This is a genomic window from Tessaracoccus lacteus (genome assembly GCF_029917005.1).
Classification (GTDB): domain Bacteria; phylum Actinomycetota; class Actinomycetes; order Propionibacteriales; family Propionibacteriaceae; genus Arachnia; species Arachnia lactea.
The window spans coordinates 2,766,894-2,782,883 of record NZ_CP123967.1; the positions used below are offsets into that span (position 1 = coordinate 2,766,894).

The 15,990-nt window shown below is 68.8% G+C and carries 13 protein-coding genes; 5 read left to right on the forward strand and 8 right to left on the reverse strand.

The genetic code is table 11. From position 1 onward, the window contains the following. Positions 1 to 51: 51 nt before the first annotated feature. From QH948_RS12890 to QH948_RS12905, 4 genes are read right to left on the reverse strand one after another with little or no spacing between them, the layout of a single operon-like run. Entirely contained in the window at positions 52 to 939 is an 888-nt protein-coding gene (locus QH948_RS12890) for a glycosyltransferase family 2 protein (protein WP_281144744.1), read from the reverse strand. Then, on the reverse strand, positions 936 to 1,763 hold the full coding sequence (locus QH948_RS12895; RefSeq protein WP_281144745.1) for a CDP-alcohol phosphatidyltransferase family protein: 828 nt from the start codon (positions 1,761 to 1,763) through the stop codon (positions 936 to 938). Before QH948_RS12895 ends, QH948_RS12890 begins: the two co-directional genes overlap by 4 nt. After that, a complete protein-coding gene (locus QH948_RS12900) occupies positions 1,760 to 2,515 on the reverse strand; it encodes an ABC transporter ATP-binding protein (RefSeq protein ID WP_281144746.1) in 756 nt (251 codons plus the stop codon). The genes QH948_RS12895 and QH948_RS12900 overlap by 4 nt, the downstream gene beginning before the upstream one ends. After that, on the reverse strand, positions 2,502 to 3,347 hold the full coding sequence (locus QH948_RS12905) for an ABC transporter permease (RefSeq protein ID WP_281144747.1): 846 nt from the start codon (positions 3,345 to 3,347) through the stop codon (positions 2,502 to 2,504). The genes QH948_RS12900 and QH948_RS12905 overlap by 14 nt, the downstream gene beginning before the upstream one ends. Before the next feature lie 131 nt (positions 3,348 to 3,478). On the opposite strand from QH948_RS12905, the gene argG reads away from it, so the two are divergent. Beyond that, a complete protein-coding gene (gene argG / locus QH948_RS12910) occupies positions 3,479 to 4,912 on the forward strand; it encodes an argininosuccinate synthase (RefSeq protein ID WP_281144748.1) in 1,434 nt (477 codons plus the stop codon). 49 nt (positions 4,913 to 4,961) lie between these two features. On the opposite strand, the gene QH948_RS12915 is transcribed toward argG, so the two are convergent. Continuing rightward, positions 4,962 to 6,428 (reverse strand): glycosyltransferase family 61 protein, encoded by a 1,467-nt coding sequence (locus QH948_RS12915; RefSeq protein WP_281144749.1) that lies wholly within the window; start codon positions 6,426 to 6,428, stop codon positions 4,962 to 4,964. 715 nt (positions 6,429 to 7,143) lie between these two features. On the opposite strand from QH948_RS12915, the gene QH948_RS12920 reads away from it, so the two are divergent. After that, entirely contained in the window at positions 7,144 to 7,695 is a 552-nt protein-coding gene (locus QH948_RS12920) for a WhiB family transcriptional regulator (RefSeq protein ID WP_281144750.1), read from the forward strand. A gap of 66 nt (positions 7,696 to 7,761) precedes the next feature. Here the strand turns inward: QH948_RS12920 and QH948_RS12925 are convergent, their stop codons facing one another. Beyond that, a complete protein-coding gene (locus QH948_RS12925) occupies positions 7,762 to 8,550 on the reverse strand; it encodes an HAD family hydrolase (RefSeq protein WP_281146204.1) in 789 nt (262 codons plus the stop codon). A gap of 177 nt (positions 8,551 to 8,727) precedes the next feature. Between QH948_RS12925 and manA the strand changes: the two genes are divergently transcribed. After that, positions 8,728 to 9,864, forward strand: a complete 1,137-nt coding sequence (manA, locus tag QH948_RS12930; protein WP_281144751.1) for a mannose-6-phosphate isomerase, class I — start codon at positions 8,728 to 8,730, stop codon at positions 9,862 to 9,864. A gap of 89 nt (positions 9,865 to 9,953) precedes the next feature. Here the strand turns inward: manA and serS are convergent, their stop codons facing one another. Continuing rightward, the gene (gene serS, locus QH948_RS12935) at positions 9,954 to 11,228 is read right to left on the reverse strand and encodes a serine--tRNA ligase (protein WP_281144752.1); all 1,275 of its coding nucleotides are present in this window, start codon (positions 11,226 to 11,228) and stop codon (positions 9,954 to 9,956) included. A 187-nt stretch (positions 11,229 to 11,415) separates the two neighbouring features. Between serS and QH948_RS12940 the strand changes: the two genes are divergently transcribed. Beyond that, entirely contained in the window at positions 11,416 to 12,579 is a 1,164-nt protein-coding gene (locus tag QH948_RS12940; RefSeq protein ID WP_281144753.1) for an MFS transporter, read from the forward strand. A 4-nt stretch (positions 12,580 to 12,583) separates the two neighbouring features. Then, positions 12,584 to 14,095 carry a bifunctional phosphatase PAP2/diacylglycerol kinase family protein gene (locus QH948_RS12945; RefSeq protein WP_281144754.1) on the forward strand — a complete coding sequence of 504 codons (1,512 nt, stop codon included), beginning with the start codon at positions 12,584 to 12,586 and terminating at the stop codon, positions 14,093 to 14,095. Here the strand turns inward: QH948_RS12945 and QH948_RS12950 are convergent. Continuing rightward, positions 14,088 to 15,803, reverse strand: a complete 1,716-nt coding sequence (locus tag QH948_RS12950; RefSeq protein ID WP_281144755.1) for a carboxypeptidase-like regulatory domain-containing protein — start codon at positions 15,801 to 15,803, stop codon at positions 14,088 to 14,090. The two genes, QH948_RS12945 and QH948_RS12950, sit on opposite strands and share 8 nt — an antisense overlap. Positions 15,804 to 15,990 lie beyond the last annotated feature (187 nt).

Here is a 15,990-nt window from a genome sequence, read left to right on the forward strand (position 1 = left end):
GGTCCCTCTCTTGATCTGATCCTGGTCAGCATCGTTGCCTTCGGTTCCTGTCTACACGACCGGGGGACGCCCGTGTCGGGTCATCTCCCAGATCGTCGACCAACGCAGCTTGCGTGGCCGCGGTCCGTCTCCCCACGGCGACGACTTCCAGCCGTCGCGCCAGCCCGACCACCACGTCCGCAGGGCGTGTGGGTCGCGCTCCCGCACCAGCTGCACGAGCGTCCAGGTGCCGACGTAGGCCCACGAGAACGGCCAGTGCAGGCAGCGGCGGGCGAGCCAGACGCGGTTGCGGGCGTTCATGAAGTAGTACTCGTCGTGGCGGGTGGGGTGCACGACGGGGTGGGCGGCGCGCAGGTCGCCGTGGTACTCGGTCCGCATGCCCTGGTCCCACACCCGCCAGGCGAGCTCAATGCCCTCGTGCGCGTAGAAGAAGGTGCCGGGCCAGCCGCCGGTGGCGTCGAAGACATCGCGCCGGAGCACGACGGCGGCCTCCATGACGGAGAAGGCGGGGCCGGAGTCGGTCGCGTCGCCCTTGCGCATGCGCGGGACCCAGCGGCCGGGTTCGTCGCCGGGGTTGTCCGGGTCGACCATGCGGGGCTGGATCATGCCGAGCTTCGGGTTGGCATGGAAGCGGCGGGCGCACTCGGCGAGGTGCCCCTCGTCGAGTAGGGCGCAGTCGTCGTCGAGGAAGAACAGGAACTCGCCGGAGACGTCCTCGACGCCGGCGTTGCGTCCGGCGGGGATGCCGAGGTTGGAGCGGAGGTGATGGCCCTTCACACCCTCGGGGAGACCGACGGGGTTCCAGCCGTTGCCGACGACCACGATGTCTGTGGTGACGCCCGTCTGCATCAGCACGGAGTCGATGGCCCGCGCCAGGCCCTCGGGTCGCCGCCCCATGGTGAGCATGACGACACCGAACGTCGGCGGCCCGGCGGTCATGCGCGCAGCCTCGGGGACTTCCAGATCGCCACGAAGTGCCCGACGACGACCACCCAGATCAGGACGGTCAGGGCGACGACATAGGCGCGCCAGACGATCGATGGGTCGGCGAAGAACAGCGCGACGACGCCGACGACCAGCGAAACGAGAGTCAGCTCGATCGAGTGGAAGATGCGGTGGAACGGCACGAAACGGGCGACGCGGCGCAGCATCGCCATCGCGCCGGTGCCGGTGATCTGGCGCACGGCGTTGGTGTCGGGCAGCTTCTCCAGGCCGGAGTTCGTGCGGGCGAGGACCACCATGGCGTTGAGGGCCTTGTTGAACCAGATACCGCCCATCAGCAGGGCGCCCAGGAAAGCGAACTGCCAGTCGGTCACCGTGGCGGCGTCGCCGGCCGCGAGGATGCCGGCCGCCTTGATGCCGAGGAAGAGCCCGATGGAGCCCTCGGCGGAGTAGTGCCCGATCTGGTCGAGGAAGATCCCTTTCGGGCTCATGGTCCGGCGCCAGCGCGCGACCTCGCCGTCGGAGCAGTCGAGGAACATCTGGAACTGCGCGAGCAGCGCGGCCAGCAGCGGGCCCCAGATCCCGGGCAGCAGCAGCGCGGGGCCGGCCAGGAACCCGGCGACGATCATCAGGAACGTGACTCCGTTTGCGCTGATGGGCGTGCGGACCAGTAGCCAGGTCAGGTGCACCGAGAGGCGCCGCATGTACAGCGTCCCGGTCCAGTGCTCCGCGATCGCGCGGCTCATCACGGCTTCGGGCTGCACGACGCGGCGCAGCTCCTCAAGGGTCGGGCTTGCGGGGCGGGGCAGGTCGTCGGTCACTTCCTGGTCGCCTCGTACGCCTCGATGACCTCGTCGGTCGGGCCGTCCATCATGAGCGTGCCCTTGTTGAGCCAGATGGTGCGCTGACAGGTGTCGCGGATCGACCCCATGGAATGCGAGACGAGGAAGATCGTGCCTGCGGTCTCGGCGATCTCGCGAATCCGGGCCTCCGAACGCTTGCGGAACCGCCGATCTCCGACGGCGAGGGCCTCGTCGATGATCAGGATGTCGTGCTGACGGGCGGCCGCGATGGAGAACTTCAGTCGCGCCTGCATGCCTGACGAGTACGTGCGCATGGGCAGGTCGATGGACTCGCCCAGCTCGGCGAAGTCGACGATGCCCGGCTCGAGTTCCTTGACCTCGGACCGGGTGTACCCCAGCGCGAGGCCGCCGAGGATGATGTTGCGGGCGCCCGAGAGGTTGGGCAGCAGCGCCGCGCCGACGCCGAGGAGGTTGGGGCGCGAGCGGGCGTAGACGGCGCCCGAGGCAGGAGGCGTAAGGCCCGTGAGGGCACGCATCAGCGTCGACTTGCCGGAGCCGTTTGAGCCGATCACGCCGATGGACTCGTTCTCGTAGGCGACGAAGGAAACGCCCTTCAGCGCGTGCACCTCGCGGATGCCACGGGTCTTGGCCAGCAGGCCGCTGCGATCCTTGGCGGCCCGGCCGGTGGCGTACACGCGGTACTTCACGTGCAGGTCGTCGACCACGACGACGGGGGCGCCGCGGTCCGGCAGCTTGTCAATCGCGACCATAACGCTCCTCGGCACTCCAGAAGAACAGCACGCCCAGAATGAGGGTGGCCAGGGAGATGCCGGCGAGCATCGGCCAGTAGTGCAGGGGGTAGCTCCCACTCTCCACGAGGATGCTGCGGGAGATCTGAAGCACCTGGTAGATGGGGTGGTAGTCGTACAGCGTCAGGATCGCAGGATGGTGCTCGAGGATCGTCTTGACGTTGAACAGTACGCCGGAGGTGTAGAAGAGGATCCGACTGACGAACGGCAGCAGTTGCGACAGGTCCGCCACATGCACGGTCAGGCGCGCCGTGATGAACGCGATGCCCGTGTTGAACAGGGTGAACAGCGCCAACAGCGGGACCATCAGCAGCCACTCCCAGCGGGGGTAGTGACCAAAGATCGCCAGGATCGGCACCAGCACCACGAGCGTGATGCACAGACTCAGGAACCGCTGGACGACCGTCGCGAGAGGCAGAGTCATGCGCGGGAAGTTCAGCGACTGCACGAGGTTGCGGTTGCCGGAGATCGACTTGGACCCGTCGTTGAAGCACCCCGTGAAGAACTCGAAGATGAAGACGCCGACGACCACGTAGGCCGCGTAGCCCTCAGGCCGGCTGTTGCCCTGCAGCAGGCCGAAGATCAGGCCATAGATCAGCGCGTTGAGCAGCGGCCGCAGCACGATCCAGACGATGCCGAGGCGGTTGCCCTCGACCTCGGAGCGCATCCGGAAGCGGGCCATGGTTGCGATGAACTCGCGACGCTGCCACACCTCGCCGAGATAGCGGAAAAGCGGTGGTCGGGCACCGACCCTGGGCAGCCCAGCTTCCTGGGCGATCTGCGCCAAAGACACGTGTCGGGGCCCCTTCTTCTCGGCCAAGCGGTCATATCCGCGTGCAGTCTACCCCGCTGTCCCCTTGACGCTCGCTTTCCCCCTGGCCGGTCGGTGATGCCCTCGTCGGCACGGCGCCAGGATCAACTAGAGTGACGCGCGTGTCCAAAGTCTTGACTTCTCTTCCTGTCGGCGAGCGCGTCGGCATCGCATTCTCAGGTGGTCTGGACACCTCGGTGGCAGTCGCGTGGATGCGCGAGGCCGGCGCGGTGCCCTGCACCTACACCGCAGACATCGGCCAGTACGACGAGCCCGACATCGCGTCGGTGCCCGGCCGCGCCCTGCAGTACGGAGCTGAGCTGTCCCGCCTTGTCGACTGCCGCCCGCAGCTCGTCGAGGAGGGCCTCTCCGCCCTGGCGTGCGGCGCCTTCCACATCCGCTCGGCGGGTCGCGCCTACTTCAACACCACGCCGATCGGCCGCGCCGTGACCGGCACAATGCTGGTACGCGCCATGGCCGAGGACGACGTCTTCATCTGGGGCGACGGGTCGACGTACAAAGGCAACGACATCGAGCGGTTCTACCGCTACGGCCTGATGGCGAACCCGCAGCTGCGCATCTACAAGCCGTGGCTCGACGAGGACTTCGTCTCGCAGCTCGGCGGGCGCGACGAGATGAGCCAGTGGCTCACCGAGCGCGACCTCCCTTACCGCGACTCCAAGGAGAAGGCGTACTCGACCGACGCGAACATCTGGGGCGCGACGCACGAGGCCAAGACCCTCGAGGAGCTCAGCGTCTCGCTTGAGACCGTCGAGCCCATCATGGGTGTGAAGTACTGGGAGCCGTCGGTCAGCATCGAGACCGAGGACGTGACCATCGCCTTCGAGCTCGGCCGCCCCGTCGCCATCAACGGCAAGCGCTTCGACGACGCCGTCGCCCTGGTCATGGAGGCCAACGGCATCGGTGGACGCCATGGCCTCGGCATGAGCGACCAGATCGAGAACCGCATCATCGAGGCCAAGTCCCGCGGCATCTACGAGGCCCCCGGCATGGCGCTGCTGTGGATTGCCTACGAACGTCTGCTGTCGGCCATCCACAACGAGGACACGCTGGCGAACTACCGGTCCGAGGGCCTGCGGCTCGGCCGTCTGCTCTACGAAGGCCGCTGGCTCGACCCGCAGTCACTCATGCTGCGCGAGTCCCTGCAGCGCTGGGTCGCGTCCGCCGTCACCGGCGACGTCACGCTGCGGCTCCGGCGCGGTGACGACTACACCATCCTCGACACCCGCGGCCCCAACCTCTCCTACCAGCCCGAGAAGCTGTCCATGGAGCGCGTCGAGGACTCCGCCTTCGGCCCCGTCGACCGCATCGGCCAGCTGACCATGCGCAACCTCGACATCGCCGACTCCCGCGAGAAGCTCGAGCTCTACGCCGCCCAGGGCACCCTCGGCGGCGCCCAGGCCGAACTGTTCGGCACGATCGACAAGGGACAGTCCAAGGCGATCGCCGAGACCGTCGCCGCCTCCGACACCGAAGACATGGACGCGGCCGGGCTGCGGTCTGCCTTCGACGCGGGCACCGACTGAACTCTGAACACATGGTCGCCCGCGGCTCGGGCCGCGGGCGACTGCCATGTCAGAGGGCCAGGGATGGCGGGACGAAGGATTCGAGGAGTTCCGTCAGCCCGGCGCCATCGGTCGCAAGGTCGAAATCGTAGTCGGACTTGAAGGCGAACACCGACCACCGGCCCCTAGGATGCCGGATCTCGGCCGGCCCGTAGAAGTAGTGGATCGGATTACCGAAGAGGGCGCAGATCAGGTACTCGTTCATCGCCCCATAAGTGTCCGGGGCGACGACGATCCACTGCTGTCCCGGCCGGGCGTAGATGCCGTTGAGCATTCCGCTGCCGCCGTAGCCGGCGATGACCGACGCATTCTTGAACGTCAGGGCCTGGACGCTCACGTCGTGATCCTCGGGGTAGAAGATCTCGAAGCCGTGCTGCCGGAAGAAGGCCAGCAGCTCCTCCTCCTGGCGGCAGTTGCGCTTCACGGAGGTCCGCCGCGCGACGAAGATCCGGTCGGGGGTAGTGACGCCGTCCGGGACCTCAGCCGCCAGCGTGTCGCGCATGCGCGCCCACACGTCCAGCAGCTTCGGGTGAGCCACGAAGGGCATTGAGAACAGGGGCGTGACGCCGATGAGCCGCTCGACGCGTACGGACCCACTGAACGCGACGATGTCCTCGGCGGGGATCCCGTACGAGACGAGGGTGCGTATGAACCACGGCGGGAGTTCCTCGCGACCCTCGTAGAGGCCGACGAGAACCTTCAGGTTAGGGAACTCGCTCTTCAACTCGTCCCACGCCCACAGCCTGCTGACGACCTCCGTCACGAGGTGCCCGTAGATGTGCACGAACTCGGAGTCCAGGTTCAGGTAGGTGCCGGGCAGGTCCACCACCTCGACCCTCGGCTCCTGTAGCCGCATGAACCGGTCATTGACCCAGGTGGCCGCACGTCGCGTGTGGATCTTCGCCGACCGGTAATGCCTGAATGTCTCGGGCAGCAGGGCCACGCCCTTGGTGACCACCTGCCGTGGGGCGACGATCACGTCGTCGTAGATCCGGATCCGCCGAGCTGGCAGCGTGCCCTTCTTGCGGAAACGCTTCTCGTACTGAGGCATGTTCATCGTCGCGATCGAGGTGAACTCGTACGGCCTCGCCGGCTCCACCTCGCGCACCTCCACCCAGTCCCAGCCGAGGCGTCGGGCGAAGTCCGCCGACAGCTCGTCCTCGAGGATCGGGACGAAGTGCAGCCCGGACTTTTGGACGATCAGCAGTTTGTCGGTGGCCCGCAGCGACCCAACGGCGTGGGCGAATCCGTCGCGCGCCTCCCGCGGCAGGTTCTCCCGCTTGCTGTTCTTGAGTAGGGAGTCGAGGGGACGCTCCGCCTGCCCCTCGGCCAGCGCCGAGGTGTCCCCGACGAGCACGAAGTGGCCGCCGTCGTCGAGGTAGTAGAGGAGCTCACGCAGCAGCTCAGGCCTGTTGAAGACACCGGTCTCCGCCAGAATGGTGTCGAAGGGCCCGCGGGCCAACATGAGTCTGTGCACGGCCTTGATCCCCGAGATCTGCCGCCAGCCCTTCCGCTGGCCTTGGGCTGCCAACATCGCGGGCCGGATGCAACCTCTGTCCTTGAGCGCCTTCCTGAGGTACGGCACGGGCTCGTTCGCCAGCACCACCACACGGCCATGAAGGACATCAGGAATCTGACCCCAAGGCGAGGCCCGGAAGGACTCCTGCGCCGCCTGGAGCCCCACCCTCTTGCGTCTCTCGCGCTTACGAGCTTCAATCGCTCGGTTCAGTCGACCTCGCACGTCGCCTCCGTCTCAAGTCCTAGCGTCGTCACCCAATGCCACACGGCTACCACGCTTGGACGACTGTACTAGGCGTCGACTCTTCACCCCGCCGAGCGGTCGCTACCACGGTCAAGTCTCCCGGTTTGCCGAGGCCCAGTCGGGGACGGTTGTGCGGCATTGACGGGGCGGCCCAAGCGCCAGCATCAAACCCCGGCAGGTGACACCGCCATGAGTACAATGAACCCGGCACACACCTCACAGCCAGCATAACTCCTAGTCAGCTCGTCTACTACAGAGAGACTTGAGCACAGATACTTGGCATCTACTGAGCTTCGCTACTTATGCACATAGGTAGCAGATACCGAGAGAGAACTAGTAGTTTCCCCCACCGTTCCCACTGCCCATTCCGTTATCGATTTGAGACGCTTAACGTGCAGCCACTTCGGCGAACGAATGGGAGCAGACGATCATGACAACGACGGACACGGCCACCCCCTGCGTCACCTACTCGGACATCTACCTCCACCCCCTCCTCGACGAGAGCGCCAGCCCGTCAACCAGGGGGGACCGTCGCGAGCAGGCGATGCTCCGCTCCCAGGCCGAGAAACTCTGCTCCGGATGCCCTCTGCTTGCCCAGTGCCTCAGCGATGCGGTCAGCAAGTACGACGTCTCCGGTTTCGTGGCAGGCACCACCAAGCGACAGCGCCAGGAGATCCGGGCACGGCTCGGTGTCAACGTCACCCCCGACGACCTCGACACGTTCGCCGGCGTCAACTCCGGTCGCCAGTTCGACCGCTACGAGATCCACCGCATGAGGATGGCCAACCCCGATCAGCCCCTGAGCGTCATCGCGTCGAAGGTCGGCTGCTCGGTGTCCACCGTCAAGCGGCACCTGCGGCGCATCGAGGAGGAGAACGGCGTGGTTCGCCCCCGGACCCGCGTCACCCCCTCCCCGGCGGAGATCATGGCCGTCGCAGCCGAGGTCAAGGCAGGAATCGCCCGCAAGGTCGAGGCCGCCTGACCGCAGAAACCTGATGCCACCCGGGCAGGTTCCCCCGCCTCCTGGGTGGCATCAGCATGTCCGGCGTCAGCAGGCCTCGGCGCGGGCCTCCTCCAGGAACCAGCGGTCGAGCTCCTCGACGGTGCCGAGGTCGTGGAACGTTCCGGTGACGTGGTCGGCTGCGGCCTTCACCTCGTCTGCGGCATCGCCGATGGCGACGCCGCGGCCGGCCCACTCGAGCATCTCGATGTCGTTGCGGCCGTCACCAAGTGCGAGCACGTCGGCCCTGTCGATGCCGAGCGCGTCGCAGACGACGGCGAGGCCGTGGGCCTTGTCCACCCCGCGCGGGGCGATGTCCAGCCAGGCGGACCAACCGACGAAGTAGGCGACCTCCTGGAGGCCGAGCCGTGCGACGAGTTCCGCAAAGACCTCCTCGGAGGACTCCGGCTGGCGGATGACGACGCGTGCCACTTCGCGTGAAGCCAGCTCCTCGATCGTCTCGATGTGGACGACACCGGTCAGCTCCCCGTCGGGGAAGTGCCGGTTGACGCGCCAGTCCGCGCCGTCCTGCACTGCGATCCGCGCATCGGGCGCGAGCTCAGCGACCTGACGGACGACGTCGGAGGGGTCGAACCTGGTCTCGTGCATGATCCGGAACGGCGGGTCGGTGACGACGACGGCGCCGTTGGAGACCACGGACCAGCCCGCGGGCAGGCCCAGCTGGTCGCGGACCTCCTTCGCGCCAAGCCACGAGCGCCCCGTCGACATCACGACAGGCACTCCGGCCTCGACGACGCGCTGCACGGCCTCGTGGATGGCGGGGGGAAGGTGTCCGAACCCGTCGACGAGCGTGCCGTCGATGTCCAGCGCGACCAGCTTCGGTGTGAACGTCATGGGACCTCCTGACAAGTTACTCCCGCCAGCTTGCCATGAGCAGATGAACGAGGGGTGACCGACCCACGAGCGTTCGGGGAGTCGCTGCGGCGGCGGCACGTGGCCGGGAGATGCTCCTCCGCCGCTAGGCTGAGGGGAGGAACGGCGTTCAGGAGATCCGTGCTCATCCACCGCATCACGAACTCCCCGAGGGACTACGCGTGGGGGGTACCCGGAGGCATTTCGGCCGCCCTCGGCTGGCCCGCCACGTCCGCCGTCGAGGCCGAGCTGTGGTTCGGAACCCATCCCGGATCGCCGAGTCTCTTCGCCGAGCCGACGCTGTGGCCGGACCTGCTCGGGTGGGAGGAGGCCAGCGGTGTCCAGCTGCCCTTCCTTCTGAAGATCCTCGCCGCCGCAGAGCCGCTCTCGCTCCAGGCCCACCCGGCCAGCGCGCAGGCCGCCGCCGGGTTCGCCCGGGAGAACGCACACGGCATCCCGCTGGACGCGCCGCACCGCAACTACAAGGACCCGTTCTCCAAGCCGGAGCTGATCGTCGCCCTTGCCGACGGGTTCGAGGCGCTGTGCGGTTTCCGCCCGGTGGCCGAGTCGCTGGGCCTCGTCGACCTGCTGTTTGCCCGTTGCGACCCCGACGCGGCCGGCCCGCTCGCACGGCTGCACGAACTCCTGGCCGCCCCGGACGGGCTCTTCCACGCGGTTGCCTGGCTGCTCGCCCACGGGCCCGACGTCGACGTCCTCGTCGAGGAGGTGTCGCGCCAGGCCCTCGCGTTCGACGACCTGGAGGTCGCTCGGAGGCTGGGCGCCCGGTACCCCGGAGATCCTGGCATCGCGGTGGCGCTGCTGCTGAACCACGTCACGCTGACCGCCGGAGAGTGCCTGTGGTTGCCGGCCGGCAACGTGCACGCGTACCTGCGCGGCATCGGCGTCGAGCTGATGGGCCCGAGCGACAACGTGCTGCGCGGCGGGCTGACGCCCAAGCACGTGGACCGCGCCGAGCTGCTGCAGGTCCTCGACTTCACCGGGGCTACCGCCCCCCTGCTCGCGCCGGAGACCCTCGATGGGAAGGCCGTCGCCTACCGGCCAGAGGCCGCCGACTTCCAGCTTGTGCTGGCACACGGGGATGCGGCGGTGGAGACCGGATCGGCGTCGATCGTCGTCGTGCTGGACGGCGAGTTCGTCATCGCCTCGGGCGATCGGGAGGTCACGCTGTCCCGCGGAGAGTCGGCGCTCATCACGGAGCCCGGCCGCGTCGAACTGCGGGGCTCCGGCCGGATCGTCTTGGCCGCCGCACGCAGCTAAACACCTTGTAAAACCGGGCTAGAGGAGATATCGACAAGGCCTTTTGCCGTGCTGCCGGCCTGGAAGTAGCCGTTGCAGTAGCTCCAACGTCAGGCTCCGGGGGTCAGGACCTCACGGCCGCCGAGGTAGGGGCGCAGGGCCTCGGGGACCCGGACCGAGCCGTCGGCCTGCTGGTGGTTCTCCAGCAGCATGATGATGATGCGGGTCATGGCGCAGAGCGTGCCGTTCAGGGTCGCGACCGGGCGGACGCCGTCGGAGAAGCGGCCGCGGATGCTGAGGCGGCGAGCCTGGAACTCGGTGCAGTTCGAGGTCGAGGTGACCTCGCGGTAGCGCTCCTGCGTGGGCAGCCAGGCGTAGCAGTCGAACTTGCGGGCGGCGCTGAGGCCGAGGTCGCCGGAGGCGACGTCGAGGACCTGGAACGGCACCTCGAGGGCCTGCAGGAACTCCTTCTCGTAGCCGAGCAGTCGCTGGTGCCAGTCCTCGGCGTCGGCCGGGTCGCAGTGGACGAACATCTCGACCTTGTCGAACCAGTGCACGCGGAAGATGCCGCGGGTGTCCTTGCCGTAGGAGCCGGCCTCGCGACGGAAGCACGGCGAGTAGGCGACGTACTGGCGCGGCAGGGTGGCCTCGTCGAGGATCTCGCCGGAGTGGTAGGCGGCGAGCGCGACCTCGGAGGTGCCGACGAGGTAGAGGTCGTCGGCCTCGAGGCGGTACACGTCCTGCGCGGCCTGGCCGAGGAAGCCGGTGCCGTCCATGGCTTCGGGCTTCACGAGCGCGGGCGGGATCATGGGGGTGAAGCCCCACTCGGTGGCCTTATTCATGGCGAGGTTGAGCAGCGCGATCTCGAGCTGGGCGCCGATGCCGGTCAAGACGTAGAAGCGGGACCCGGAGATCTTGGTGCCGCGCTCCATGTCGATGGCGCCGAGGTGCTCGCCGATCTCGAGGTGGTCCTTGGGCTCGAAGCCCTCGGCCACGAAGTCGCGCGGGGTGCCGTGTGTCTCGATGATGACGCCCTCGTCCTCGCCTCCCTCGGGGACGCCGTCGATCACGAGGTTGCCGACCTGCTTCATCAGCTCGTCGAAACGCGCCTCGGCGGCGGCGGCGTCGGCCTGGCTGGCCTTCACGTCGGTGGCCAGCTGCCTGGTGCGAGCCAGAAGCTCGGCCTTCTCGTCGCCCTTGGCCTGGGCGACGAGCTTGCCGAGCGACTTCTGCTCGGCGCGCAGCGTCTCGGCGGCGAGGATGGAGGAGCGGCGGGTCTCATCGGCGGCGACCAGGTCGTCGACGAGCTCGACCGAGGCGCCGCGGAGGGCCTGGGAGCGTCGGACGCGGTCGGGATCGACGCGGAGCCACTTGGGATCAATCATGATCCCTACTCTAGCGACGCCCGCCCCGTCGGCCGCGATGAGCACGACACACTGCTCATCGGCCGAAAAGGCCCATGTGACCGTTGACAGCGACGACGACAAGTGTGTCGTGCTCATCGCGGCTCCGGGGGGCTGGGGGCGCAGGGCGTAGGGTAGGCCGGTGCGAAGTGCATCGACGAGGGTTCCGGTGGAGATCTGGATCCTGGTCGCCGCGGCGTTCCTGATCGCGCTGGGCTACGGCCTGGTCGCGCCGATCCTGCCTCAGTTCGCGCAGTCCTTCGACGTCGGCGTCATGGCCGCGTCCGCCATCGTGTCGATCTTCGCGTTCGTCCGGCTGGTTTTCGCGCCGGCCGGTGGGTCGCTGATCTCCCGCTTCGGCGAGCGTCGCATCTACCTGCTCGGCCTCACTATCGTCGCGCTCAGCAGCGCACTGTGCGGGTTCGCCGACACCTACTGGATGCTCCTGCTGTTCCGCGGCATCGGCGGCATCGGGTCGGTGATGTTCACGGTCTCGTCGATGGGCCTCCTCGTGCGGCTGTCGCCGCCTGCGCAGCGCGGCAGGACGTCGTCGCTGTACGGCACCGCGTTCCTGCTCGGCAACATCCTCGGCCCGACGCTCGGTTCCGCCCTGTCGGGGCTCGGCATGCGGCTGCCCTTCTTCATCTACGCCGTTGCCATCGCGGCCGCGGTGCTCGTCGTACTGGTGATGCTGCGCGGCGGCCCCGGCGGGCGGCCCACCGCGGACGACCCGCAGGAGCGGATGCGGCTGTCCGAGGCCATCGGGCTGCCTGCGTACCGGGCGCTGCTGGTCACGGCGTTCGCCAACGGCTGGACGAACTTCGGCGTCCGCGTCGCCCTGCTCCCCCTGCTGGCGGCGGCGGCGCCGGAGATCGGCTCCGCCGCCGCGGGCATCGCCCTGACGCTCTTCGCGCTCGGCAACGCGGTGACGCAGCAGGCGACGGGGCGGCTGGTCGACCGGCGCGGTCGCCGTCCGTTCATCATGCTCGGGCTGATGTTCGCGGCGCTCGTCACGGCGCCGATCGGCTGGTTCGACACCCTGCCGTTCTTCCTCGTCCTGTCACTGGCCGGCGGCGCCTCCGCGGCCTTCATCGCGCCGGCGTCGCAGGCGCTCCTCGCCGACCTGATCGGGTCGAACCGCAACGGCGGGCAGGCGTTATCGACGTACTCGATGGCCACCGACCTCGGCTCGATCGCCGGGACGCTGCTGGCCGGCGCGATCGCCGATGCGGTCGGCTTCGGCTGGGCCTTCGGCGTCAGCGGGATCGTGGTGGCCGCCGCCGTCGTCCCCTGGCTGTTCGTCCGCCCGCGGCCCCAGCCGCTGCCAGACTAGGCAGATGACAAGGGGCTGGGCCTGGCGCATCCTGGCGGCGGCGACGCTCGGCGCCGCGCTGACCGTCATGTCGCTCCGGATCCCGACCTGGCTCGACGGCTGGTGGCCGTGGCCCCCGCTCCCCGAGGGGTCGCTCTGGGGCCGGGCCGCGGTCGTCTTCGCCTGGACGACGAACCCCGTCGTGCCGACGCTGGCCCTGCTGGCGGTGGCCCTGTGGGCCGGCCGACGGCGCCTCCTCCGGCTGGCTGCCCGGCTGGTGGCCTCGTCGCTGCTGTCGCTGTCGATCGTGACGACGCTGAAGGTCCTCGTCGGGCGCGAGCGACCCGTCACCGGGTGGCTCGGCGTCCTGACCTCGGACGCGTCGTTCCCCTCCGGCCATGCGGCCGCGGCGACGGTCCTGGCCTGCGGGCTTCTCGCCCTGGCCCGTGAGGCGCGCTGGCCGCCCCGCCGCGCCGGGTGGTGGGCGACCGGGTGGCTCCTGTTCGTGCTTCTCGTGGGCGCCGACCGTCTACTGCTGCAGGTCCACCACGTTAGCGACGTGCTGGCCGGCGTCCTCGTCGGAGTCTTCGCGCACGCGCTCGCCTCGGCCTTCGCGTACTCGCCGGCGCGTTCCCCGATCGCCGCATCCGGACTGCGGTTCGCCGTGGTGTGCAACCCGGCGCGGGTGCGCAACGCGGGGCTGCTGCGCCGCGTTGTGGAGGCTGAGGCCGGTGGCCGGGGTTGGCGCCTGGTCGGCTGGCACACCACGACGGTGGAGGAGCCGGGCTCGGAAGCGGCCACGGCGGCGCTGTCAGCCGGGGCGGACCTCGTGCTGGTGGTCGGCGGGGACGGGACGCAGCGGGCGGCCTGCTCCGCGCTCGCCCACTCCCCCGCGACGCTCGGCCTGATCCCGCACGGCTCCGGCGACCTGCTGGCCCGCGCCCTCCGCGTGCCTCGCGACCTGCCGACGGCCGTGCGCGCAGCTCTCGACGGGACGCCGATGCCCCTTGACCTGCTGCGCGTCGAGCTCGACGGTCGCCCGGAGGTCTCCGCCGTCATGGTAGGAATCGGCGCCGACGCAGCCGTGCTCCGCGACACCAGCGAGGCCTGGAAGCGGCGGGTCGGCCCGTACGCGTACCTCGCCGCCGGGGCGCGGCACATCGCGGCCCGGCCGGTGCCGACGCGCGTGGTGGTCGACGGGGAGGAGGTCCTCGACGGGCCCGCGTCGCTCGTGGAGATCGGCAACGTCGCCGACCTGCACCAGGGCATCGCGCTGCTGCCGGGCGCGACCCCCTTCGACGGGATCGCCGACGTCCTGGTCGCCTCCCCCTCCGGCGCAGGCGACGTCGTGCGGATGATCGCCGGGGTGCTGGCCGGGCGGACGACGGACAGGCAGCTGACAAGGGGGCGGGGCTGCACCGTCGAGGTCAGAACGGCCTCGCCGGTGACGTGCCAGATCGACGGCGAGCTGATGGGCGACGTGTCGTCGCTCAGGCTCGCCGTCGATCCGGGCGCGGTGCGGGTGGCGCTCAGCTGATCTTCGCGGTGGCCTTGGAGGTCCTCGACACCGTGGTGTAGCCCGACTTCTTATAGGTCACCTTCACCTTGATGGTGCGACCCTTGTCGGCCGAGACCAGCTTGTAGGTCGACTCGGTGGCCTTCGAGATTCTGGAGCTGCCGCGGTACCACTGGTAGGTCACCTTGCCGCCCGAGGGCTTCCAAGCGCCGGCCTTGGCAGTCAGCGTCCTGCCCACCTTGGTGGTGCCAGAGATCTTCGGCGTCGGGGTCGAGGTGAGCGTGCCGGCCTTGACCTTGGCCGTTGCCTTCGACGTCTCCGAGACCGTTGTGTAGCCGGACCTGGATCCGGTCACCTTGACCGTCAGCGTCTTGTTGAGCTGCGCTGCCGTGGGGGTGAAGGTCGACTTAGTCGCCCCCGAGATCGGCTTGCCCGACGCGTACCAGCGGTAGGTGAGGGTCGTGCCACTGGTCCAGTCGCCAGCCTTGGCGGTGAGCTTGACGCCGACCTTGGCCGTGCCGGAGATGGTCGGGATAGCGGTCTTCAGCGTGCCCGTCGCGACCGGCTTCGTTGCCGCGGAGGTCTTCGTCACCGAGGTGTAGCCGGCCTTGGTGCCGGTGACCTTGACGCTCAGCGTCTTGCCGAGATCGGAGGCGGTGGGCGTATAGGTCGACGTCCTGCCGACGACGGTGGTCCCGCGCAGCCACTCGTAGGTGAACGCGGTTCCGCTCGTCCAGGAGCCTGTCGCGACCGTCAGCTTCTGACCCACCTGCGGGGTGGTGTCCGAGATGACCGGGGTCGCCGACGTCAGCGAGGGTGTAGGCGTAGCCGTGGTCGGCGTCGTCTGGGGAGCCGAGGTCTCCGGCGTCTGCGGATCAGTCGGCTCAGACGTGTTCTCCGTCGTCTCCGGGTCGGTCGGCTGGGCCGTGGCCTCCGTGGTCTCCGGGTCCGTCGGCTGGGCCGTGGTCTCCGTCGTCTCCGGATCAGTCGGCTGGGCCGTGGTCTCCGTCGTCTCCGGATCAGTCGGCTCGGGTTCGGTCGGCTCAGTCGTCGTCGGCGTCTCGGTCGGGGTCGGCACGAAGGTGGTGGTGAGCGTCAGGTCGGTCAGCGCGGTGCCGTCCTCGGGGATCACTGCGGCGAGCTCCCCGACGGGGACGTCATCGATGAGGCAGCTCACGACGTAGGACCCGGTGGGCAGGTTGACTAGGGCGAAGGTGCCGTCGTCGGCGGAGTAGGTGTAGCGGTCAACACCGTCGAGCTGCACGTACGCCCTGGCGACCGGTGCGCCCAAGGCGTCGACGACGATCCCGGAGACACTCGAGCCGGTGCTGACGATGGTGTCAAAGTCGAGGTTGCTAAGGCCGCTCGGACCGACGACTACGGAATCGGCGTCTTCCTGGGTCGCCTGGCCCGCGTGGTAGGTCTGGATGCCGGCTCCCGGCGCCATCAGCCCGAACGTGTAGGTGCCCTCGGGAATGTGGGCGCTCCAGGTCGAGACGCCCGTGCCGATGGTGATGTGCCGCTCCTCCGCGAAGTCGTTGCCTACACCGTTGATCATCACGATGGCCCTGGTCTCGGGAAGTGCACCGTCGACCTGGATCGTCCCGGACACCTTCACCGTCCCGTCCGCGGCCGAGAACGTGACCCCGGCGAACACGAGAGCTATCGCCGCGACGAGCGCAATCAGCGCCCCGAATGTGCGCCTTCCAGCGCGATGGACTTCCCCCATGGCCGCCTCCCCCGAAGCAGTGTCAGTGGGCCGACGGAACTGGCGACCCTGACGAGACGAAGCGTAGGGGAAAGGGCCCCGACTAGCACCCATTATCCGAAAACGCGTGGTGACCGGCTCCCGGAGCTTCGTCGCCTAACCCACACCAAGACCCTTCGCTTCGCTCAGGGCACCTCGACAAGCTCGG

Excerpts from the sequence above, each read along its gene's own strand:
- QH948_RS12890 (WP_281144744.1), bottom strand. The coding sequence starts at position 939 with ATGACCGCCGGGCCGCCGACGTTCGGTGTCGTCATGCTCACCATGGGG.
- QH948_RS12900 (WP_281144746.1), bottom strand. The coding sequence starts at position 2,515 with ATGGTCGCGATTGACAAGCTGCCGGACCGCGGCGCCCCCGTCGTCGTG.
- QH948_RS12920 (WP_281144750.1), top strand. The coding sequence starts at position 7,144 with ATGACAACGACGGACACGGCCACCCCCTGCGTCACCTACTCGGACATC.
- serS (WP_281144752.1), bottom strand. The coding sequence starts at position 11,228 with ATGATTGATCCCAAGTGGCTCCGCGTCGATCCCGACCGCGTCCGACGC.
- QH948_RS12945 (WP_281144754.1), top strand. The coding sequence starts at position 12,584 with ATGACAAGGGGCTGGGCCTGGCGCATCCTGGCGGCGGCGACGCTCGGC.
- QH948_RS12950 (WP_281144755.1), bottom strand. The coding sequence starts at position 15,803 with ATGGGGGAAGTCCATCGCGCTGGAAGGCGCACATTCGGGGCGCTGATT.